Below are 21,536 nucleotides of genomic sequence, written 5' to 3' on the forward strand. Positions count from 1 at the left end.
CGGCGCTGGAACGCGCCGGGGCCCTGTACGAGCTGTCTCCGGGGTCAGGCGGTGGGCCGTCCCATCGCCCGGTAGGTCCAGCCGGCCTTGCGCCACAGCGCCGGGTCCAGGGCGTTGCGGCCGTCCAGGACGACCTTCGCAGCCGCCACCTCGCCGAGGGCCGCCGGGTCCAGTTCGCGGAACTCGCGCCACTCGGTGAGGTGCAGGACGACGTCCGCGCCCCGCACCGCGTCCACGGCGGTGTCGGCGTAGCCGAGGGTGGGGAAGAGGCGGCGGGCGTTGTCCATGCCCTTCGGGTCGTAGACCGTGACCTGGCCGCCCTGGAGGTGTATCTGCCCGGCGACGTTCAGCGCGGGGGAGTCGCGGACGTCGTCGGAGTCGGGCTTGAAGGTGGCGCCGAGCACCGCGACGCGCTTGCCGAGGAACGGCCCGCCGCCCAGTATCTGCCGGGCCAGCTCCACCATCTGGCCGCGCTGGCGCATGTTGATCGAGTCGATCTCGCGCAGGAAGGTCAGCGCCTGGTCGGCACCGAGCTCACCCGCGCGGGCCATGAAGGCGCGGATGTCCTTCGGCAGACAGCCGCCGCCGAAGCCGATCCCGGCCCGCAGGAACTTCTTCCCGATCCGGTCGTCGTACCCGATGGCCTCGGCGAGCCGCGCGACATCGCCGCCGGAGGCCTCGCACATCTCCGCCATCGCGTTGATGAAGGAGATCTTCGTGGCCAGGAAGGAGTTCGCGGACGTCTTCACCAGCTCGGCGGTCGGGAAGTCCGTCACCACGAACGGCGTGCCCTCGCCGAGCGGGGTCGCGTACACCTCGCGCAGCAGCTTCTCCGCGCGCTCGCTGCGCACGCCGACGACGATCCGGTCCGGGTGCAGCGTGTCGTCCACCGCGAAGCCCTCGCGCAGGAACTCCGGGTTCCAGGCCAGCTCGGCCTCCGCGCCCGCGGGGGAGTGGTCGGCCAGGTAGCGGGCCAGCCGGTCGGCGGAGCCCACGGGCACGGTCGACTTGCCGACGACGAGGGCCGGGCCGCTCAGGTGCGGCGCGAGAGAGGCGATCGCCGAGTCGACGTACGACATGTCGCAGGCGTACTCGCCGTGCCGCTGCGGGGTGTTCACGCAGACGAAGTGCACGTCACCGAAGGCGCCCGCCTCGGCGAAGTCCATCGTGAAGCGGAGCCGGCCGGTGGAGCCCTCGATCCCGGCGACATGCCTGCGCAGCAGGTCCTCCAGGCCCGGCTCGTACATCGGGACCTCGCCCCGCTGGAGCATCTCGATCTTCTCGGGCACCACGTCGAGCCCCAGCACCTCGAAACCGAGCTCGGCCATGGCCGCGGCGTGGGTGGCGCCGAGGTAGCCGGTGCCGATCACGGTGATCTTGAGGGCCATGGAGACTCCAGAAAGGGGGACGGGCCAGTGCGCGCCCGAGCATAGTCGGAGGCGCTGACGGGCAGTTTTCCCGCTGTCGCCAAGCTCACGTATCACTCGCGTGGGACGGGCTCTAAAATTTGAGTTACTTAACGGTAATTAGCACAGGCATCACAGCGTCCTTGGAGCGTGAGAGACCTTGGCCGGAACGGCTGACTTCGACCTGTACCGCCCGTCCGAGGAGCACGACATGCTCCGGGACGCCATCCGCTCGCTGGCGGAGGCGAAGATCGCGCCCTACGCCGCCGCGGTCGACGAGGAGGCCCGTTTCCCGCGTGAGGCGCTGGACGCGCTGGTGGCCAACGACCTGCACGCCGTGCACGTCCCCGAGGAGTACGGCGGCGCGGGCGCCGACGCGCTCGCCACGGTGATCGTCATCGAGGAGGTCGCGCGCGTCTGTGTGAGCTCCTCCCTCATCCCCGCCGTGAACAAGCTGGGCTCGCTCCCGGTGATCCTCTCCGGCTCGGACGAGCTGAAGAAGAAGTACATGACCCCGCTCGCCAAGGGCGAGGCGATGTTCTCCTACGCCCTCTCCGAGCCGGACGCCGGTTCCGACGCGGCCGGCATGAAGACCAAGGCGGTCCGCGACGGCGACCACTGGATCCTCAACGGCGTCAAGCGCTGGATCACCAACGCCGGCGAGTCCGAGTACTACACGGTGATGGCCGTCACCGACCCCTCGCAGCGCTCCAAGGGCATCTCGGCGTTCGTCGTCGAGAAGTCCGACGAGGGCGTCTCCTTCGGCGCCCCCGAGAAGAAGCTCGGCATCAAGGGCTCCCCGACCCGCGAGGTCTACTTCGACAACGTCCGCATCCCCGCCGACCGCATGATCGGCGAGGAGGGCACCGGCTTCGCCACCGCGATGAAGACCCTGGACCACACCCGCATCACCATCGCCGCCCAGGCGCTCGGTGTCGCCCAGGGCGCCTTCGACTACGCCAAGGGCTACGTCCAGGAGCGCAAGCAGTTCGGCAAGGCCATCGCCGACTTCCAGGGCATCCAGTTCATGCTCGCCGACATGGCCATGAAGATCTCCGCCGCCCGCGCCCTGACCTACCAGGCCGCGGCCGCCTCGGAGCGCCTCGACAAGGACCTCACCTTCCAGGGTGCCGCCGCCAAGTGCTTCGCCTCGGACGTGGCCATGGAGGTCACCACCGACGCGGTCCAGCTCCTCGGCGGGTACGGCTACACCCGTGACTACCCGGTCGAGCGCATGATGCGGGACGCGAAGATCACGCAGATCTACGAGGGCACGAACCAGGTCCAGCGGATCGTGATGGCGCGCAACCTGCCGTAGCCGGTCCGAGCGGTACGACACAAGCCCCCGGAGGAGTTCCGGGGGCTTTTGCCGTATCGCGGGTGGGGTGTTTCGGGGTGGATTGTTCGCGTCCGCCCGATGGCGCCCGGCGGGGGAGGGGCGTAGGACGGAAGGGCACGGGGCCCGCCCGGGCTCCCGCGTCCCCCAGGAGGAGCCATGACCCAGGCCGAGAGCATGTCCGCGATGAGCCAGGAGATGCAGGACTGCGTGGCGGCGTGCATGGAGTGCCACAGCGTGTGCGAGGAGACCATGAGCTCCTGCATGCAGAAGGGCGGCCAGGCCCAGATGCAGATCATGCGCGCGCTCATCGACTGCGCCGACATGACCCGCATGTGCGCGGACATGATGATGCGCCGCTCCCCCCTGTCGGCGGAGATGTGCGCGATGTGCGCCAAGGCGTGCGAGATGTGCGCCGAGGCGTGTACGGCGATGCCGGACGACCCCCAGATGATGCGCTGTGCGCAGGCGTGTCGCCGCTGCGCGGAGACCTGCCGGGCGATGGCGGGTATGGCGATGTGACGCTCCCCGCCCCAGCGTGGCCGGGGGTGCCCGACAGGCGTCCTCGGCCACGGGCGGCCCTTTCAGTTGCCCGTGACCGTGACCTTCTCGTCGTTGTTCAGCTCCTGCACCAGCTGCTTCACCTTCGCCTTGTTCCAGACGAGGTTTCCTCCGCTGGACCCGGAGATCGGCATGTTCAGCGAGGTGCCGTCGCCGCCGTTGACGCCCTTCATCGCGAAGAACATGGAGCCCAGGTCGTACAGGCCCATGTCCTTGTCGACGATGAGCGAGTCGAGGCCGGCGCCGAGCGTCGGGTAGAGCTTGAAGGGGTTCAGGACGGTGCCGGGCGTGGCCACCTGGTGGGCGAGGGCCGCGAGGAACTTCTGCTGGTTCTTGGTGCGCTGCAGGTCGGACGCGGCGAACGCGTGCCGGGTGCGGACGAAGGCGAGCGCCTGGTCGCCGTTGAGCGTCTGCTTGCCCGTCTTGAAGTCGGCGCCGGAGTACTTGTCCTTGAACCCCTTGTCGATGTCGATCTCGACCCCGCCGACCGCGTCCACGATGCTCGCGAAGCCCGCGAAGCCGATCTCGACGTAGTGGTCGATCCTCAGCCCGGTGTTGAACTCCACCGTGCGCACCAACAGCTCGGGGCCGTCCTCGGCGTAGGCGGCGTTCAGCTTCACGTGCCGGCCCGTGCCCTTGTAGGTCTTGCCGGACTCGGAGCCCACGAAGGTCGGGATCTCCACGTCCGAGTCACGCGGCAGCGAGATCAGCGTGTCGCCGCTGCTGCCGGTGTGCAGGATCATCATCGAGTCGGTGCGCTTGCCCTCGGCGGAGCCGGTGTGCAGCTGCTTCTTCTGCTCGGAGGAGAGCCCGGCGCGGCTGTCGGAGCCGACGATCAGGTAGTTGGTGCCGTCGCCCTGCTCCGGCCGGTCGATCACCTTGGACAGGTCGACCTCGCGGTTGAGCTTGGAGTCGGCCCAGAAGTAGGTCCCGACGGTCGTCACGACCAGCCCGGTGATCACCACGATCGCGGTCCACTTGATCCGCTTGCGCCAGTTCGGGGCGGGCCGCGGACCGCGGCCGCCGCCCGGGTCGCCGGGATCGCCGGGGCCACCGCCGCCGGGGCTGCCGTAGACCTGCCCCGTGTTGTAGCCGCTGTCGTACCCGTCGTAGTCGCCGCCGTGACCCCGGCCGTCGATGTACGACGGCTGCTGGGGCACACCGTTGCCGTACGGCGGCGCGGACGGGCCCTGGCGGCCGTACGCCCCCTGCCCGGGCGCCCCCTGTCCGCGGCGGACCTGCCGCATGACGCGGGCGCTCTCGGGCTGTGCGCTCGCGCTGCCGCGTCCGTACCGGTCGGCGGGGTTGTCGCCGGACCATCCCTCGGGCCAATCGTTCATGGGCCCCAGTGTGCAGGTACCTGCTGTGCCCTATACAAGGGTCGTCGGAAAATCAGGGCAGCGCTGTTGCGAAGCTGACACAAATTCCCGAATTGTCATCAGGCATAGGGTGGGGGCCATGACAGACCAGGTCACCACCGCCGCCGAGCCGGGAACTCCGGAGATCCCGGGCAAGCCCACCTCGGCGTCCCGCACCACGCTGAGCCACATCATGACCCAGGCCGACACCAACCTTCTCGGTACCGTGCACGGTGGCGTGATCATGAAGCTGGTGGACGACGCGGCGGGCGCGGTGGCCGGACGGCACAGCGGCGGGCCCGCGGTCACCGCCTCCATGGACGAGATGGCGTTCCTGGAGCCGGTCCGGGTGGGTGACCTCGTCCATGTGAAGGCCCAGGTCAACTGGACCGGCCGGACCTCGATGGAGGTCGGTGTGCGGGTGCTCGCGGAGCGGTGGAACGAGTCCACGCCCGCCACCCAGGTCGGCTCCGCCTACCTCGTCTTCGCCGCGGTCGACGCCGACGGCAAGCCCCGCCGGGTCCCTCCGGTGCTCCCGGAGACGGAACGGGACGAGCGGCGCTACCAGGAGGCCCAGATCCGCCGCACCCACCGCCTCGCACGACGCCGGGCGATCATGGAACTGCGCGAGAAGCGGGCGGCGGAGGGCTTCGAGGACTGAGCCGGAGACCGGCTTCCCCGCGCCCCTTCCCCACCTACACGCACCCCACCTCGTCCCCGGTGACCACCCCGGACTCCCCCTGCAGCTCGTCCTCGGCGCGTACCTTCCGTACCCGCTCGAAGTCCGCGCCCGCCAGCACCTTCAGCACCGCGCCCTGGCCCTTCACCGCCCGCAGCTCGCTCCCGGGCAGGGCCGCCGCCAGGGAGCGGGCGGAGCGGTCCCAGCGGGGGTCGTAGGCGATGACCGTGCGCTTCAGGGTGCGGTCGGCCGAGTTCGCCGGGATCCCCGTCGTGCGGAATCCCGTCGACGCCAGGGCCGCGTCCACCCGCTTGCCGAGTCCGCCCGTCGCCGTGCCGTTTTCCACCTGGACGCGGATCTGCTGCGGGGACACCGGGACCAGCAGCGCCTTGCCCTGCGGCTTGTGCGCGGCCAGCGGCTGGTCCTCGCGCAGGGCCCTGAACAGCCGCGCCGACTTCACGGCGTCCCACTTCAGGGTCGAGCCCACGCCCTTGACGGCGTATCCCATCTGCCCGATCGGCACGGTCGTGAACTCCGAGGAGGAGGGGGAGAAGTTGCGCATCGCCCGGCCCAGGTCGAGCAGTTCGTCCGTGCCGAAGCCCTTGTCGGCCCGCACGGAGCCGAGGACGGCCCGGGCCACGTCGCGGAACCTCATCGGGTTCAACAGCACACCGGACGACGTGGCCCGCTCGATCAGCGCCGCGAGGAAACGCTGCTGCCGCTTCATCCGGCCGAGGTCGGAGGAGCCGTCGGCGTGCCGGGAGCGGACGTACTGGAGCGCCTGCCCGCCCAGCAGCCGGTGCCGGCCGGCCGCCAGGTCGAGGCCGGTGTACGTGTCCTTCAGCGGGTCGGCGTTGCAGATCTCGACCCCGCCGAGGACGTCCACCGTCTTCATGAAGCTGGTGAAGTCGACCTCCAGGTAGTGGTCGATCTTCACGTGGGTCATGTTCTCGACGGTCCGGACCGTCAGCTGGGGCCCGCCCTCCGCGTACGCCGCGTTGATCTTGATGGGGTGCCCGTGGTGCTCCTCACCCGTGGTCCGGTCGGCATGCGGGGGCGTCATCGCGTACGAGTCACGCGGCAGGCTCACCACGCTCGCCCGCTCCCGGTCCTCCGAGATGTGCACGATCATGATCGTGTCGGTGCAGTGGCAGGGCGCCCCGCCCAGCCGGTACTTCTGCCGCTCCGCCTCGGTGATCCGGTCGCGGCCGTCGGTGCCGACCAGCAGCACGTTCATGCCGTGTCCGGCGCGCGGCCGGTTCTTCATGTCCTTGAAGGGGTCCACGCGCGCGATGTCCGCGTCGAGGCTCGTCATCACCGCGTGCCCGATCCCGGCGGACGCGAGCACGACGACGGACAGCGTGGTCGCCGCCCGCATGGCCCAGCGGGGCCGCTTGCGTCGTACGGGGGGCCGGGCGGGCCGGCGCTGCGGGGGACGAGGGCGGGCCGCGGAGGGCCGGGGCGGCGTGACGGGCATGGGGGGACACCTCCGCGAGGAACAGCCGAACGAGGGATCTTGAGCACCGTAGGCCCATACGATCTGCGACGACCGGCACCGCCCCGGGCGGGGCGCGATGGTGTCCCCCGTTCGCGGTAACGTGAGCCCCCTATGAACGCCAAGCCCGACGTGCAGCTCCCCGCCGTGTCTGTGATCATGCCCGTCCTCAACGAGGAGCGGCATCTGCGCGGAGCCGTCCAAGCGATCCTCGCGCAGGAGTACGCCGGCGAGATGGAGGTCGTGATCGCCCTCGGTCCGTCCACGGACCGCACGGACGAGATCGCGGCCCAGCTCGTAGCGGAGGACTCCCGCGTCCACACCGTGCCGAACCCCACCGGCCGCACCCCCGCCGCCCTCAACGCCGCGATCAAGGCCTCCCGCCACCCGATCGTCGTCCGCGTCGACGGGCACGGCATGCTCTCGCCGAACTACATCGCGACCGCCGTACGGCTCCTGGAGGAGACCGGCGCGCAGAACGTCGGCGGCATCATGCACGCCGAGGGCGAGAACGACTGGGAGCACGCGGTCGCCGCCGCGATGACCTCGAAGATCGGTGTCGGCAACGCGGCCTTCCACACGGGCGGCGCGGCCCAGGCCGCCGAGACCGTGTACCTCGGGGTGTTCCGGCGCGAGGCCCTGGAGCAACAGGGCGGCTACAACGAGGAGTTCATCCGCGCCCAGGACTGGGAGCTCAACTTCCGGATCCGCGAGGCGGGCGGGCTGATCTGGTTCTCGCCCGAGCTGAGGGTGTCGTACCGCCCCAGGCCGTCGGTGAAGGCCCTCGCCAAGCAGTACAAGGACTACGGCCGCTGGCGGCACGTCGTCGCTCGCTACCACGAGGGCTCCATCAACCTGCGCTACCTTGCCCCGCCGACCGCGGTGTGCGCGATCGCGGCCGGGATCGTGGTCGGCGCCGCGCTGACCCCGCTCGGCTTCGTGATCCCCGGCGCCTACCTCGCGGCGATCGTCCTCGGCTCGCTGCCCGCGGGCAAGGGGCTGCCGCTGAAGGCACGGCTCCGGATCCCCGTGGCCCTCGCGACCATGCACATGTGCTGGGGGTACGGCTTCCTGACCAGCCCGCGCTCGCTGGCCAGGCGCGTCATCGCCTCGCGGCGGCCCGCGGTGCTGAACAAGGTGTGAGCCGCGTCACCACGTGAACCCCGGGTTCACGTGCATGCAGGCCGACTCGTCCGCCCCGTTGAGGGCCTCTGCCGTCTTCGGGGTGGTGTTGTCCTCCTTGGCCGCCTGGTACGTCGTACCCTCGCGCCAGTCCGCGCCCACGACGAGCGTGACCCCGGAGACCTCGGTGGACTTCTTCACCGAACTCAGGGGAATCCCGAGGGACTTGGCGACCGCCTGGGCGTCACCCTCCAGCTCGGCGCTCGGATAGCGCACGAGGGTCTTCGCCTCGCTCAGGGACGCCGACCGGTCCGAGACCGCCTTGGTGTAGCCCTTGTCCACCAGGAGTGCGGCCACCGTGCTCGCGCGGCCGCGCGCCGCGGCCAGGCTGTCGGTGCGGGTGCCGTTCTGGACCAGGACCCCGATCTCGTCCTTCGCGGCGGCCGGGTCGGCGGAGGCGTCGTCCGCCTTCTCGGCGGTCGCCTTCTTCGCGTCCTTGCCGTCCAGCGCGATGTCCTCGCGCACCAGCCGGAAGAGCTGCTCGGCGTCCTCGGTGGGCTCCACCCGCGCGCCGACGTACCGGTTCGGCATGGTCGTCATGGTGATGCGGTCCGGCTGGACCCCGCGCAGCTCGTTGCTGAGGTCGTAGAGCTTCTTCACGGTGCCGAGCCCGGTGTCGACGGTGACGGCCTTCGTGGCCTGCTCGGCGAGCCTGCGCAGCTTGTTCGGGCTGCTGAGGGTGGCGTTGGCACGCAGCTCACGGACCATCGAGTTCATGTACATGTGCTGGGCCTTGGCGCGGGCGAGGTCGCTGCCGTCCTCGAAGCCGTAGCGGGTGCGCAGCCACTGCAGGGCCTGCTCGCCCCTGACGGAGGTGGTGCCCTTCTTCAGCTTCAGGCCGGAGCCGTGCCCCTGGCTGTCCCGCGAGAGGATGTTGGCGTCCACGCAGACCGGCACCCCGCCGATGGCGTCGGCCATGGACACCACGCCCGAGAAGTCGACCATCATGAAGTGGTCGATGTGGATGCCGGTGAGCTCCTGCCAGGTGGCCACCGTGCAGCCCGGGCCGCCGTGGCCGAGGCTCTGGTTGGCCATCACCCGCCCGTTGCTCGCCGCGTACACCTTGCCGTCGTCCGGGTCGGTGCACTTGGGGATCTTCACCAGGGTGTCGCGCGGCATGCTGACGACCGAGAGGTTGCTGCGGTCGGCGGACAGGTGCAGCAGCATCTGCACATCGGCGAGCGGAGTGGAGCCGAAGGTCTCCTTGGCGCCGCCGAGTTCCTGGTTCTCCTTGCTGTCCCGGGCGTCGGAGCCGATCAGCAGGATGTTCAGCGGGGTCTGGCCCGCGGCGTTCGGCGTCGGTTCGGCGACCTTGTTGTCGCCCAGGTTCAGGTCGTCCTGCTCGATGTTGGAGTTCAGGTGCCGGTAGTAGAGGTAGCCGGTCCCGGCCACCGCGAGTATCAGCACCGCGAGCGTCGCCGACGACCATCTGAGCAAGCGGTGCTTGCGCGGTGCCCTGCGGCTGCCGTGGCCGCCGTCCCCCTCGGTCGCCGGCGCGGCTTCCTGCACGCTGTATTGCGTTGTCAACGTTCCCGTCCTCCCACCCACCCCACCGGACCATGGCCATGCCACGGGCCCGCCGCACGTCTTAGACATACGACGGGCCCGTGAGGTTGCCCTACGAACCTGTGCGAGACCTGGGGGCCGGCTCGCGGTCCCCCGTGGACCTCAGCTCGCGCACTGCGCCTTGTCCGCGGTGGACTTGTCCACGTCCGGCGTGACGGTCGCGGAGTTCAGCTTCACGCCCGCGCCCTTGAAGTCCTTGCCGAGGGTCAGGGTCATGGCCGGCAGCCCCTGGGCGTTGGTGACGCTCTTGCCCGGCTTCAGCGCCGCTCCGGACAGGCCCATGATGTCCGCCAGCCGGCGCGCCTGGTCCGCCTGGTCGGGGTCGTACTCCAGGGTCGTCCTCGCCAGTGCCGCCTCGGCGTTGCCCGCGTTGTCGGACTTGGTCACGCCCGCCTCGGTCTGGAGGTAGGCCAGCTGCTGCTGGGCGCTGCCCGCGGCCGCGCCGCCGTTGAGGATGCGCACCCGCACGTCGGACGCGGCCGACTTGGTGCCCTTGAGCCGGGCCGCGACCGCGGCCGCCTCCTTCTTCTGCTGCGCCTTGACCTCGGTGAACGAGACGTCGTTGTTGATGGCGTCGACGACCTGCGGAGCCCTCGACTGGTCGACGACCACGGTCACCGGGGTCGGTTCGGCCGGGTTGTCCTTGACCGGGACCGTCATGAAGCTGATGTTCTTCGTCGGCACCTTCTTCAGCTCCAGGGCGATGTCCTTGAGCGTGCCGACCTTGCCGATCGCCTGGTCCACCGTCAGCGCGTTGGTGGCGGCCTCCGCCAGCTTCAGCAGCTTGGCGGGGTTGGTGAGGGTGTCGCCCGAGGTCATCTTGCGCATCAGCGAACCCAGGAACTGCTGCTGCACCTTGATCCGGTCCAGGTCGCCCTGGTTGCCGAAGGCGTGCCGGGTGCGCACGAAGGCGAGGGCCTGCTCACCCTCCACCGTCGACGTGCCGGCGGGCAGGTCGAGTTTGGACTGCTTGTCCTTGACGGCCTTCTCCACACAGACCTCGACCCCGCCCACCGCCGAGGTCAGGGTCTTCACCGCGTTGAAGTCGGCCATCACGAAGTGGTCGGGCTTTATCCCGATGGCCGTGTCGACCGTGCGCATCGTGCAGCCCGCGTCCCGTCCGCCCTGGCCGAGGCTGGTGTTGAACCGGACGTCCTCCGTGCCCGCGACGATGTCCTTGGTGCCGTCCTCCTTGTTCGTCTCGCAGTCCGGCACGTCCACGATGAGGTCGCGCGGGATGCTCAGCGCGGTGGCGTTCGTGCGGTCCTTGGAGACGTGCAGCAGGATGTTGGTGTCGGCGTGGCCCACGCTGCCCGCGTCGCCGTAGCCCTCGTTGCCCTCACCGGTGCGCTTGTCGGTGCCGATGATGAGGATGTTGAAGGCCTCGTCCTTGCTGAAGTTGCTCGCGGCGGCGTCGCCGACGTCGGTCGTGCCGACGTTGCCTTCGAGGTGCTTGAGGTAGAAGTAGCCCGTCGCCGCGCCGGCGACCAGCACGAAGGCCATCGTGCCGCCGGTCCACAGCAGCGCCTTCTTCGCCGAGGACTTCTGCTTGCCGGGCCGGCGTCCGCGCCGCCCCGGCAGCGGCTCCTCGGGCGGTGCGCCCCGGCGCCTGCGCGGCGGCGGGACGTCCCGGCCGGGGGCCACGGGCGTGGCCGTACGGCCCCGCGGTGCTCCCGCCCCGCTCGGTGCGGCGCCACGCGGACCGGGGACGGCCGACTGCGGTGCGGAAGGGGTCAGTCGCAGTTCGTACTCACCGGTGTTCGGATTGAGCACCCACTGGTCTGCGGGGTCGACGTTGTCCGCCCGCCCACGGCCTTGTGCGTCCACGGTTGTCCGAATCCTCCGTCAGGGCCACGCGGCGATCGCTGGATCGCTCACACTATCCGCCCGGTCGGGCCTTGAGCGACGTGAGTTGTTCCCGTGCCGATTCTGTAAGCAGGTACGTACGCCCGGCCCCCTGCGTTCGGCGCCGGGCACGTCCTGTTCGACTACCAGCGGTAGACCGAGTACACGTCCATGCACTGTCCGGTGTCCGAGCCGTTGATGGCGTCCGCGTTGCCCGGCACCTCGCCGGCCCTGGCCTCGGACTGCTTCGGATACGCCGTCCCGGTACGCCAGTCGGCGCCCACGACCACGGTCACCCCGGAGACGTCCGTCGACTTCTTCACCGAACTCAGCGGAATCTTGAGGGACTTGGCGACGCGCTGGGCGTCGCCCTCCAACTCGGCGCTCGGGTAGCGCACGACGGTCCGGTCCTCGGAGAGCCCCGCCGTCGCGTCCTTGGACGCCCGCGAGAAACCTTTCCGCACGAGCTCCTCGGCGATCGTGCCGGCGCGTGCGCCCACCGGGCCGAGCGTGGAGGTCGCCGTCGCGTTCTGCACGAGGACCCCGATCTCGTCGTCCGGCGCCGAGGGCTCTTTGGTGGGCCGGGCGGTCTTCGTCCCGCCCGAGGACCCCTTGCCGTTCTTGTCGAGGGGCACGTCGTCGCGGAGCATCTCCCACAGCCTGTCGGCGTTCGCGCCGTCGGGCACCACGTGGTCGCTGTTGCGCGGGTCCGGGACGTTCGGCATCGTCACCGAGGTGATGCGGTCCGTCGGCACCGACTTGAGCTGCGTGCCCAGGTCGTAGAGCTGCTTGACCGAGCCGATCTCCTCGGACACCTGGAGGGACTTCGTGGCCGCCTCGGCGAGGTCCATCAGCCGCGGGGTGTCGGTGAAGACGTTCTGCCCCTTCAGCGTGCGGATCATCGAGTTCAGGTACATGTGCTGGGCCCTGGCCCGCATCAGGTCGCTGCCCCAGGCGTGCCGGGTGCGCAGCCACTGCAGGGCCTGCTTGCCCTGGACCTTGTGCGTGCCCTTCGTCATCTTCAGCCCGGAGCCGCCGGGCACCGCGGCCGTCGGGCGGTCCCACACGTTCTGCCGCACGCAGACGGAGACACCGCCGATGGCGTCCGCCATCCGCACCACGCCCGAGAAGTCGATCGTCATCCAGTGGTCGATGTAGACACCGGTGAGGTTCTGCCAGGTGGCGAGCGTGCAGCCGGCGCCGCCGCGGGCCAGGGAGAGGTTGATGATGTCGGTGGTCGCCGGGTACGTCTTCCCGGTGTCCGGGTCCGTGCACTTGGGGATGTCGACTCGGGTGTCCCGCGGAATGCTCACCATCGCCGCGCTCTTGCGGTCCGCGGACAGGTGGATGAGCATCTGCACGTCGCCCAGCGGCGGGTTGCCGCGGTTGTCCCTGCTGCCGCCGAGTTTCACGTTCTCGTCGGAGTTACGGCTGTCCGAGCCGATCAGCAGGATGTTCAACGGCGTCTGCCCGGCCGCGTTGGCCTCGGCCTTGCGCGCCTTGGAGTCACCGCTGCTGCGCTCGCCCTTGCGGATGTTGCCGTTGAGGTGCTGGTAGTAGAGGTATCCGGCGCCGGCCGTGCCGAGTATCAGCACCGCGAGCGTGGTCGCCGACCAGCGCAGCATCCGGTGCTTGCGCATGCCGCGCCGCCGCCCGTGCCGACCGCCGCCGTCCCCTCCGCCGCCGCCCCCGCCGGCCTCCCGCGGACCTGGAGCGGGCCGGGAAACCGGCCGCGCCCCCTCCTCGTGCACACCGCTGTGCGCCATCCCCTGTCTCCCCACCCTCACGCCGGACGAACCGAAGGACCTGCCGTACGACTGGTTAGACGCACGACAGGCCCTTCAGGTCACCTCACTTGGCGCACTCGACCTTGTCGGCCGTGGACTGCTGCACCCCCTCGGGTGCCTTCGTCGCCGTGGTGAAGGACACCCCGGCGCCCTTGAAGTCCTTGCCCAGGGTCAGGGTCATCGTGGGCAGGCCCTGGGAGTTGGTGACGCTCTTGCCGGGCTTCAGCGCGGAACCCGACAGGCCCATGACGGCGGCCAGCCTGCGTGCCTGGTCGGCCTGGTCGGGGGAGTACTCCAGAGTCGTCTTCGCCAGCGACACGTCCGCGTTGCCGGCGTTCTCCGACTTCAGTACGCCCTCCTCGTTCTGGAGGTACTCCAGTTCGGCCTGCGCGCTGCCCGCCGCCGCACCGCCGTTGAGGATGCGCACCCGCACCTCGGAAGCGGCCGACTTGGTGCCCTTGAGCCGGGCCGCCGCCTCGGCCGCCTCGGCGTTCTTGGACGCGCTCGCCTTCTTCTTGACCTCGGTGAACGACACGTCGTTCTTGATCATGTCGAAGACCGTGGGAGCCGTCGAGTCGTTGAGGACGACCGTCGCCTTCACCTTCTCCGTGGGGTTGTCGACGACCGGCACGGTGGTGAACGTCAGGTTCTTCACGTTCAGCTTGCCCAGCTCCAGGCCGAGGTCCTTCAGCTTGCCGATGCTGTCCAGCTGCGAGTCGACGGTCAGCGCCTTGGTGCCCGCCTCGGCCAGCTTCAGCATCTTCGCCGGGTTGGTGAGTGTGTCGTTCGACTTCAGCTTGCGCATCAGAGCGCTCAGGAACTGCTGCTGGAGCCCGATCCGGCTCAGGTCACCGCCGAAGCCGACCGAGTGCCGGGTGCGCACGAAGGCCAAAGCCTGCTCGCCCGAGATGACGTGGCTGCCCTTCGACAGCTTGAGCTTGGAGTCCTCGTCGTCGATGTCCTTGCCCAGGCAGACCTCGACCCCGCCGACCGCGGTGGTCAGCGTCTTGACCGCGTTGAAGTCGGCCACCATGAAGTTGTCGGCCTGGATGCCGGTGAGCTCGGTCACGGTCCGTACCGTGCAACTGGGGGTGCGTTCGTCCTGGCCCAGGCTGGTGTTGAAGCGGACGTTGTCCGTGCCCGGGATCACCTTGGTGCTGCCGTCCTCCTGTGTGGTGGGGCAGTCCGGGACGTCGACGATCAGGTCGCGCGGGATGCTGAGCGCGGTCGCGTTCGTGCGGTCCTTGGAGACGTGCAGCAGGATCGTGGTGTCCGCGTGCCCGACGCTGTCCTTGTCGCCGTAGCTCTCGTTGCCCGCGCCGGTGCGCTTGTCGGTGCCGATCAGCAGGATGTTGATCGCCTTGTCCGACTGGAAGCCGCCGGTGCTCGCGCCGTCGTCGGAGACAGAGGTGATGTTCCCGTTGAGATGGCGGATGTAGAGGTACCCGCCGCCCGCGGCGGCGACCAGCACGAAGGCCATCGTGCCGCCGGTCCACAGCAGCGCCTTCTTCGCCGAGGACTTCTTCTTGACGGGCCGGCGTCCCCGCCGCCCCGGCAGCGGCTCCTCGGGCGGCGCGCCCCGGCGCCTGCGCGGCGGCGGGACGCCACGGCCGGGGGCCACGGGCGTGGCCGTACGACCGGAGGGCGCGCCCGACCCGCTCGGGGACGGCACGGATCTACGGGGACCGGGAACACCTGACTGCGGTGCGGAAGGGGTCAGTCGCAGTTCGTATTCACCGGTGTGCGGGTTGAGTACCCACTGGTCGGCGGGGTCGATGTCGCCCGCCCGCCCACGGCCTTGTGCGTCCACGGTTGCTGAATCCTCCGTCGGCCGGATGCACCGGATCGCTCACACTAGCCGTCCGATTCGCCGACAGGTTACGGCGGTGACGAATTCCACGTCCCTACAACCGGGCAATCCGCCCATTTGCTCGGACACCGCTTCGCCGCCTTGGGGAATGCTTTACCCGCAGGTGTCCTCGGCTGCCGTGTTGCCGCGGAACGCGGGGACTCCACCGCCGTTCTCAGTTTCTTCATAGGGTTCTTCGTCGTGAGAATGTTCTGAAACCTTCGGGGCTTTCTTCGTCACCTTCACCGGCGCGTCCTTGCGCAACCGTTCGAAAAGCCGCCGGGCCTCGGGTTCGACGAGTTGATCACGATTGGAGTCGTAGACGTACGACTCCCGCGGCACGGTAAGGAATTGCACACGCTCCGTGGGGATGTGCCGCAGGCCGCGCACGAGTTCGTACAGCCCGCGCAGGCTCGCCAGAGCGGGATCGGTGGTGAGCGAGGAAGTCGCCGCGTCCAGCACGGGATAGAGCTTCACCGGATTCAGCAGAACGTCATTGCTCTGCACCTTGTTGACGAGTGCCCCGAGAAAGCGCTGCTGGCGGTCCATCCGGTCGGTGTCGCTGCCGTTGCCGAGGGACTTGCGGGCCCGCACGTAGCCGAGCGCCTCCTCGCCGTTCAGCGTCACCCGCCCCGCCGGGAGCCGCAGCTCGGCCGCCTTGTCGTCGATCGGTTCGGCAAGGCAGACCGCCACCCCGTCGACGGCGTCCACCATGTCCTTGAACCCGTGGAAGTCGACCACCATGTGGTGATCCACGCGAATGTTCGTGAGTTTCTCGACGGTCCGGATGGTGCAGGCGGAACCGCCCTTCTGGAAGGCGGAGTTGAACATCGCGAACACGGGCTCGCCACGGGTCCCGTCCCGCCCCAGACAGGCCGGCACGTCCACCATCAGGTCCCGGGGCAGGGACACGGCCGTCGCGGTGCGCCGCCCGGCGGACAGGTGCAGCAGGATCGTGGTGTCCGACCGCTCGGTCCCCGAGTCCCGCCCGTACCGGGCGTTGCCGTCGCCCGACCGTGAGTCGGACCCGATCAGCAGGATGTTCTGCGCGCCCTTGACGAGCGAGGTCGGGCGCTCCTTCTCGTACCGGGCGAGCTCCGCGGCGGCGGCGTCGTCCGCGGTGATGTTCCCGTCGAGCTTGGTGTAGACGGCCCACCCCGCGCCGCCGGCGGCGAGGGCGAACACGCCGACACCGACTCCGGCGCCGGCCAGCCGGCGCCGCCTGCGCCGCCGTATGAGCCCTTTCCCGCTCGCGGAGGACCCCGCGCCGGGCCCGAGGGTGCCTGCGCTGTCGGTCACGGCGGGGCCCCCTCACGGCGTACGGGCACGAGTGCGGTCTGCTCCTACGACGATGGCGTGAAAGGGGCGCCGGGGCCGGTCTCTACTGCTCCGCCCGGGTGACGGGTGCGAGCGCGGGCACCGCCGACAGTCGGCCGACGGCGGGACGGGACGGGGCGGCGGCGCAGGCGGTGAGAGGGGGCCGAGGGAGCGAGAAGGCGGGGCGGGGCAGAACTCCGGCCGCCTTGATCCGGGGCTCCCTCCGGTTCCAGGGGCCCGTCACCCGGCTCCCGGCTCCCGGGCCACCCGGGAAACCCGCGCCCGGCCCGGAACCGCCCGGTCACCGGCGGGTGGCCGTGACCCGCTCGCTCTCGATCCGCTGGGCGAGCGCCTCCTCGCCCAGTCGCTCCGCATGACGGCACAGCACCACGGACCCTCCCGTGGCGAGCGGCCCGAACAACCCGGCGCACACCCCGTCCCAGGTGTCGTACGGCAGGGCGGACAGCACCCGGTCGCCCGTCCCCTCCGCCCGGGCCCGCTCGACGACCTCCGCCCCGCTGAACTCCCGCCCGGCGACGACCAGCGCGGGCTCGTCCGGATCCACCGGAGCGAAGGGCACGAACCGGTCGCCCTGCCCCGGCACCTCCACGGCGTAGTCGACGAACCCCTCCGGCGTCTGCGGGAACCGCCCGCCCAGCGGCCGCAGTGCCAGCGCGACCCGCTCCCCGGAACACGCCCGGGCCGCCTCCAGCGAGTCCGGCCCGCTCACCACCACGTCGGCCGCGGCCGGATCCCCGCCGAGATCCGCGACCGCCCCCACCGACGCGCAGGCCAGCAGCCACACGGCCGTCTGCCAGTGCGCGGGCAGCAGCAGCGCCACCCGGTCGCCGGGCGCCACGGCGAGGTCGCCCTGGAGCAGGTTCGAGGTCTTGGCCACCCAATTGGCGAAGGTGGCCACGGACAATTCGACACGTTCGCCCGTGGCGTCGTCGTAGAAGGTCACCAGGGGGCGGCCGGGATCCGCGGCGAGCGCGGAACGCAGCAGGTCGGCAGGGGTGCGATCGGTGGCGTTCATCCGCGAAAGCGTACGCGGGCAGCCGGCCGGACACCCCCGCACGGGGCCACCGGTTCGGCGCAACGGCACCCGACGGTCCGTCAGTTCCCCGATGGACAGATTTATATGACTATGTCCAGGATCATGAGCATGCGTGGACTTCTTGCTTCCTCGATCGGCGTCACCTGCGCGGTCGCCCTCGCCCTGCCCCTCACCTCGCCCGCCATGGCGGCGAGACCGGTGTCCCCGGCGGCCGTGAGACCGGTCACGGGCGCGGAAGCCCTCGGTGGCACCCAGTCGCTGCCCCTCGCGCCCCTCGCCTCCCGCGACCGCACCCTCGCCCCGGTCGCCGAACAGGGCCTGCCCCGCAGGGATGTACGGCACTTCTCCCTCGTGGGCGTGATCTGGGACGACCCGGACACCGTGCTGCACGGCCGCGTCCAGGTCCGCACCCGCGCGTCCGGCACCGACACCTGGTCGGGCTGGCAGGACCTGGAGACCCACAACGACGACGCCGCCGACCCCGGCACGGCCGAGCGCGCCTCCGGCCGCGTCCACGGCGCGACGGCACCGCTGTGGGTGGGCGACTCGGACGGAGTGGAGGTACGGGTCCGCGCCGAGGCCGACCACAGGACCGAGGACACGGCTCGCGGCTCCCGTACGGCGGCCACGACCGCTCCGCTTCCGACGGGGCTGCGTCTGGAACTCGTGGACCCGGGGGAGAGCGCACCGGCGCCCGCCGGGCAGGAGGGCGCGGCGGGCGCACCCCGGCGCGCCGTCGCACCCCGCTCGGCGCCCACCGCCCCGCCGGACGAGGTCCTCGCCGAGATGGACGCCTCCGCCGCCAACGCCGATCTCGCCGACCCCGGTGCCACCGAGATCCCGGAGCTGGACCGGCAGCAGACCGAACAGGAGCTGTTCGCCCTGCGCGCCGGGGAGTTGACGGGGCAGCAGCGGGTGAAGCCGTACATCGGGCCGCGCCCGCGCATCGTCACCCGGCACGGCTGGGGCGCCGACGAGGGACTGCGCGAGCGGAAGTTCGTCTACACGAAGAAGGTCAAGGCGGCCTTCGTCCACCACACGGCGTCCGGCAACGGATACAGCTGTACGCAAGCGCCCTCGCTCATTCGCGGTATCTACCGCTACCACGTCAAGAGCATGGGGTGGCGGGACATCGGCTACAACTTCCTCGTCGACAAGTGCGGAAACATCTACGAGGGCCGGGCGGGCGGAGTGGCGAAGCCGGTCCTCGGCGCCCACACCCTCGGGTTCAACTCCAACAGCATGGGGATCGCCGTCCTCGGCAGCTTCGGCTCCAAGAAGCCGCCCGCCGCCGTGACGAAGGCCGTCGCTCGGCTCGCCGCGTGGAAGCTCGGCCTGCACGGCGCCAACCCCAAGGGCAAGACCTATCTGAAGTCGGGCGGTGGCAACCTCTATCCGAAGGGTAAGAAGGTACGACTGAACGTGATCTCCGGTCACCGGGACGGCTTCGCCACGGAGTGCCCCGGATGGCAGCTCTATCGCAAGCTCGGATCCACCCGCACGACAGCCGCCCGTCTCCAAGGTCGTTGACGGTCGCTGGGACCGAGGAGACGACCGGGAGAGCACCTGGTACCACCCGTTTCACCGCTGTCGGGGGCAGGCGAGCATGCCGTACGGCCGCCCGGAGGCGCCGCACAACCGTCTGCATACACTGGCCGGTCGAAAGACAGTTCGGCCGGTCCCGGCAGGAAGCGGAGACGACAGGTGACAGAAGCGATCCTCCTGGTCGGCGGCAAGGGCACGAGGCTGCGACCCCTCACGGTCCACACCCCGAAGCCCATGGTCCGCGCGGCCGGCGTCCCCTTCCTCACCCATCAGCTGGCCCGGGCGAGAGCGGCGGGCGTCGACCACATCGTCCTCGCCACGAGCTATCTGGCCGAGGTCTTCGAACCGCACTTCGGTGACGGCTCCTCCCTCGGCCTCCACCTTGAGTACGTCACCGAGGAGGAGCCCCTCGGCACGGGCGGCGCGATCCGCAACGTGGCCGCCCGGCTGCACTCCGCCCCCGACGAGCCGGTGCTGATCTTCAACGGGGACATCCTGACGGGCCTGGACATCAGGGCGCTGGTGCGCACGCACGAGACCACCGGCGCCGACGTCTCCCTCCACCTCACGAAGGTCACGGACCCCCGGGCCTACGGACTCGTCCCCACCGACGAGACGGGCCGGGTCCTCGCCTTCCTGGAGAAACCCCAGAGCCCCGAGGAGATCGTCACCGACCAGATCAACGCGGGGGCGTACGTCTTCCGTCGCTCGGTCATCGACACGATCCCGCAGGGCCGGCCGGTCTCGGTCGAACGCGAGACCTTCCCCGAACTCCTGTCGGCCGGGGCCCACCTGCAGGGCATGGTGGACTCCACGTACTGGCTGGACCTCGGCACCCCGGCCGCCTTCGTGCGCGGCTCGGCGGACCTGGTCCTCGGCCGGGCCCCCTCCCCGGCGGTCCCCGGCCGCTGCGGCGACCGCCTGATCCTGCCCACGGCCCGTGTCGCCCCCGACGCCAAGCTGACGGACGGCACGGTGGTCGGCGAGGGCGCGTACGTCGCGGAGGGCGCCAGGGTCTCCGGCTCGACGATCCTCCCGGGTGCGGTGATCGAACCGGGCGCCGTCATCACCGACTCCCTGATCGGCACCAGGGCCCGAGTGGGCGAACGCTCGGTCCTCACCGGCACGGTCATCGGCGACGGCGCGATCATCGGCGCCGACAACGAACTGAGGGACGGCGCCCGCGTCTGGTGCGACGCGAAGATCCCGGCGGGAGCGGTCCGCTTCTCGTCGGACCAGTGAAGTCAGCCCCTCCGGCGTTTGAGGAGCGGGGGTCCGCACGATCCAGCGTGTAGGGCGTTTGGGAAGCGGCGGTCCGCACCATCCAGCGTGTCGGGCGTTTGCGGAGCGCCGCTCCGCACCATCCAGCCCCTCCGGCGTTTGAGGAGCGGGGGTCCGGGGGCGGAGCCCCTGGGAGCGGGGTCGAAGGGGCGGCAGCCCCTGGAGGACGGGACGGGTAGGGGCGGCGGGGGCGAAAAAACCCAACGGCGCCCCACACACCGGTCACAACCGCCCGATGTCCCCCCGGGTCATCTTCGGCGCCCGCCGGGGAGGCGTACGCCCGCTCAGCAGGATCAGCCGAGCCGCCCGATGCCGCTGCCCCGCATACGGCTCCAGCAGCGACAGCATCGCCGCGTCGTCCGCGTCCCGGTCCCCCGCGAGCGCGAACCCCACGATCCCCGGCAGATGCAGATCCCCCACGGTCACCGCATCCGCCGCCCCGTGACTGCGCTGCACCACCTCGGCGGAGGTCCACGGTCCCACCCCGGGCACCACCTCCAGCCGGGTCTGCGCGGCAGCCGGAGACATCCCCACCGCCTCCTCCAACCGCGCGGCCACCCGCACACAGCGCAGAATCGTCGAGGCCCGCTTGTTGTCCACCCCGGCCCGATGCCACTCCCACGACGGGATCAGCGCCCACGTCCGGGGCGCCGGCATCACCCACAGGCGACCGCCCGCCGCGGGCCCGGGTGCCGGCTCCCCGAACTTGCGCACCAGCAACCGCCACGCCCGATACGCCTCGTCGGTCGTGACCTTCTGCTCCAGCACCGACGGAATCAACGACTCCAGCACCAGCCCGGTCCGCGTCAGCCGCAACCCCGGCCGCCGATGCCAGGAATGCGCCACGACCCGGTGCCGGGGCACGAAGGCAGCGGGATCGTCCGAGGCCCCGAGCAGCTCCGGCAACCGCGACAGCAGCCACTCGCCGCCCGGCCCCCACGCCTCGCCGCGCACCTCACCGCCGTACACGCACACCCGCAGGGTGCCCGGACCGGCCGGCGTGAGACTGGCCCGCCACACGGACCCGTCCGGAAGCGCCCGGAAGGTGGGATCCGCGGGTCCCCGCCGCAGCGCCCCGAGCACCAGCCCGAGATCGACGGGCCACCCCGGCGTCCACCTCCGCACCAGCGGGGCCTGCACCCGCACCGCTTCCCGCCGGGCGGCGGGCACGACGACCTCCCCGCCGCGCACGGTGGTACGCGTGGGCCGCGAAGTGAAGCGTCCTGCCACGAGTGAAGTCCTGGGGTACGAGAGGAAGCGGTGGGGCCCTAC

At 70.7% G+C, this 21,536-nt stretch carries 16 protein-coding genes; 6 read left to right on the top strand and 10 right to left on the bottom strand.

From position 1 onward, the window contains the following. Positions 1-44 precede the first annotated feature (44 nt). Complete coding sequence (locus AQI94_RS38450) at positions 45-1,388, bottom strand: UDP-glucose dehydrogenase family protein (RefSeq protein ID WP_031051023.1); 1,344 nt, start codon at positions 1,386-1,388, stop codon at positions 45-47. 178 nt (positions 1,389-1,566) lie between these two features. Between AQI94_RS38450 and AQI94_RS38455 the strand changes: the two genes are divergently transcribed. Then, positions 1,567-2,724, top strand: coding sequence for an acyl-CoA dehydrogenase family protein (locus tag AQI94_RS38455; protein WP_031051021.1), 1,158 nt, complete (start codon positions 1,567-1,569; stop codon positions 2,722-2,724). Between the two features lie 177 nt (positions 2,725-2,901). After that, entirely contained in the window at positions 2,902-3,264 is a 363-nt protein-coding gene (locus tag AQI94_RS38460) for a four-helix bundle copper-binding protein (protein WP_031051019.1), read from the top strand. Positions 3,265-3,326: 62 nt separating this feature from the next. Here AQI94_RS38460 and AQI94_RS38465 read toward each other — a convergent pair whose 3' ends face one another. Further along, positions 3,327-4,643: an LCP family protein gene (locus AQI94_RS38465; RefSeq protein WP_031051017.1), complete on the bottom strand. Its 1,317-nt coding sequence runs from the start codon at positions 4,641-4,643 to the stop codon at positions 3,327-3,329. 118 nt (positions 4,644-4,761) lie between these two features. Here AQI94_RS38465 and AQI94_RS38470 point away from each other — a divergent pair, with 118 nt between their 5' ends. Beyond that, the gene (locus tag AQI94_RS38470) at positions 4,762-5,322 is read left to right on the top strand and encodes an acyl-CoA thioesterase (RefSeq protein WP_031051015.1); all 561 of its coding nucleotides are present in this window, start codon (positions 4,762-4,764) and stop codon (positions 5,320-5,322) included. Between the two features lie 34 nt (positions 5,323-5,356). On the opposite strand, the gene AQI94_RS38475 is transcribed toward AQI94_RS38470, so the two are convergent. Continuing rightward, complete coding sequence (locus tag AQI94_RS38475) at positions 5,357-6,817, bottom strand: LCP family protein (protein ID WP_079062579.1); 1,461 nt, start codon at positions 6,815-6,817, stop codon at positions 5,357-5,359. A 132-nt stretch (positions 6,818-6,949) separates the two neighbouring features. Between AQI94_RS38475 and AQI94_RS38480 the strand changes: the two genes are divergently transcribed. Then, positions 6,950-7,978 carry a glycosyltransferase family 2 protein gene (locus tag AQI94_RS38480; protein WP_031052635.1) on the top strand — a complete coding sequence of 343 codons (1,029 nt, stop codon included), beginning with the start codon at positions 6,950-6,952 and terminating at the stop codon, positions 7,976-7,978. Between the two features lie 6 nt (positions 7,979-7,984). Here AQI94_RS38480 and AQI94_RS38485 read toward each other — a convergent pair whose 3' ends face one another. The 6 genes from AQI94_RS38485 to AQI94_RS38510 all read right to left on the bottom strand — a co-directional run bounded on the left by AQI94_RS38485 (position 7,985) and on the right by AQI94_RS38510 (position 17,417). After that, positions 7,985-9,526, bottom strand: a complete 1,542-nt coding sequence (locus AQI94_RS38485; protein WP_031052638.1) for an LCP family protein — start codon at positions 9,524-9,526, stop codon at positions 7,985-7,987. A 159-nt stretch (positions 9,527-9,685) separates the two neighbouring features. Next, entirely contained in the window at positions 9,686-11,410 is a 1,725-nt protein-coding gene (locus AQI94_RS38490; RefSeq protein WP_062230215.1) for an LCP family protein, read from the bottom strand. A gap of 161 nt (positions 11,411-11,571) precedes the next feature. After that, on the bottom strand, positions 11,572-13,194 hold the full coding sequence (locus AQI94_RS38495; RefSeq protein ID WP_208611882.1) for an LCP family protein: 1,623 nt from the start codon (positions 13,192-13,194) through the stop codon (positions 11,572-11,574). An 85-nt stretch (positions 13,195-13,279) separates the two neighbouring features. After that, positions 13,280-15,025 carry an LCP family protein gene (locus tag AQI94_RS38500; protein ID WP_062230217.1) on the bottom strand — a complete coding sequence of 582 codons (1,746 nt, stop codon included), beginning with the start codon at positions 15,023-15,025 and terminating at the stop codon, positions 13,280-13,282. Positions 15,026-15,178: 153 nt separating this feature from the next. Next, on the bottom strand, positions 15,179-16,363 hold the full coding sequence (locus tag AQI94_RS38505; protein ID WP_031053208.1) for an LCP family protein: 1,185 nt from the start codon (positions 16,361-16,363) through the stop codon (positions 15,179-15,181). Between the two features lie 319 nt (positions 16,364-16,682). Next, positions 16,683-17,417, bottom strand: a complete 735-nt coding sequence (locus AQI94_RS38510) for a TIGR03089 family protein (RefSeq protein WP_031053206.1) — start codon at positions 17,415-17,417, stop codon at positions 16,683-16,685. A 129-nt stretch (positions 17,418-17,546) separates the two neighbouring features. On the opposite strand from AQI94_RS38510, the gene AQI94_RS38515 reads away from it, so the two are divergent. After that, positions 17,547-18,968, top strand: a complete 1,422-nt coding sequence (locus AQI94_RS38515) for an N-acetylmuramoyl-L-alanine amidase (RefSeq protein ID WP_062230220.1) — start codon at positions 17,547-17,549, stop codon at positions 18,966-18,968. 174 nt (positions 18,969-19,142) lie between these two features. Beyond that, positions 19,143-20,225: a mannose-1-phosphate guanylyltransferase gene (manB, locus tag AQI94_RS38520; protein WP_031049507.1), complete on the top strand. Its 1,083-nt coding sequence runs from the start codon at positions 19,143-19,145 to the stop codon at positions 20,223-20,225. Positions 20,226-20,486: 261 nt separating this feature from the next. Here the strand turns inward: manB and AQI94_RS38525 are convergent, their stop codons facing one another. Next, positions 20,487-21,494, bottom strand: a complete 1,008-nt coding sequence (locus tag AQI94_RS38525) for a DNA-3-methyladenine glycosylase family protein (protein WP_031049509.1) — start codon at positions 21,492-21,494, stop codon at positions 20,487-20,489. Positions 21,495-21,536 lie beyond the last annotated feature (42 nt).

The sequence above is a fragment of the Streptomyces pseudovenezuelae genome (genome assembly GCF_001513955.1).
Classification (GTDB): domain Bacteria; phylum Actinomycetota; class Actinomycetes; order Streptomycetales; family Streptomycetaceae; genus Streptomyces; species Streptomyces pseudovenezuelae.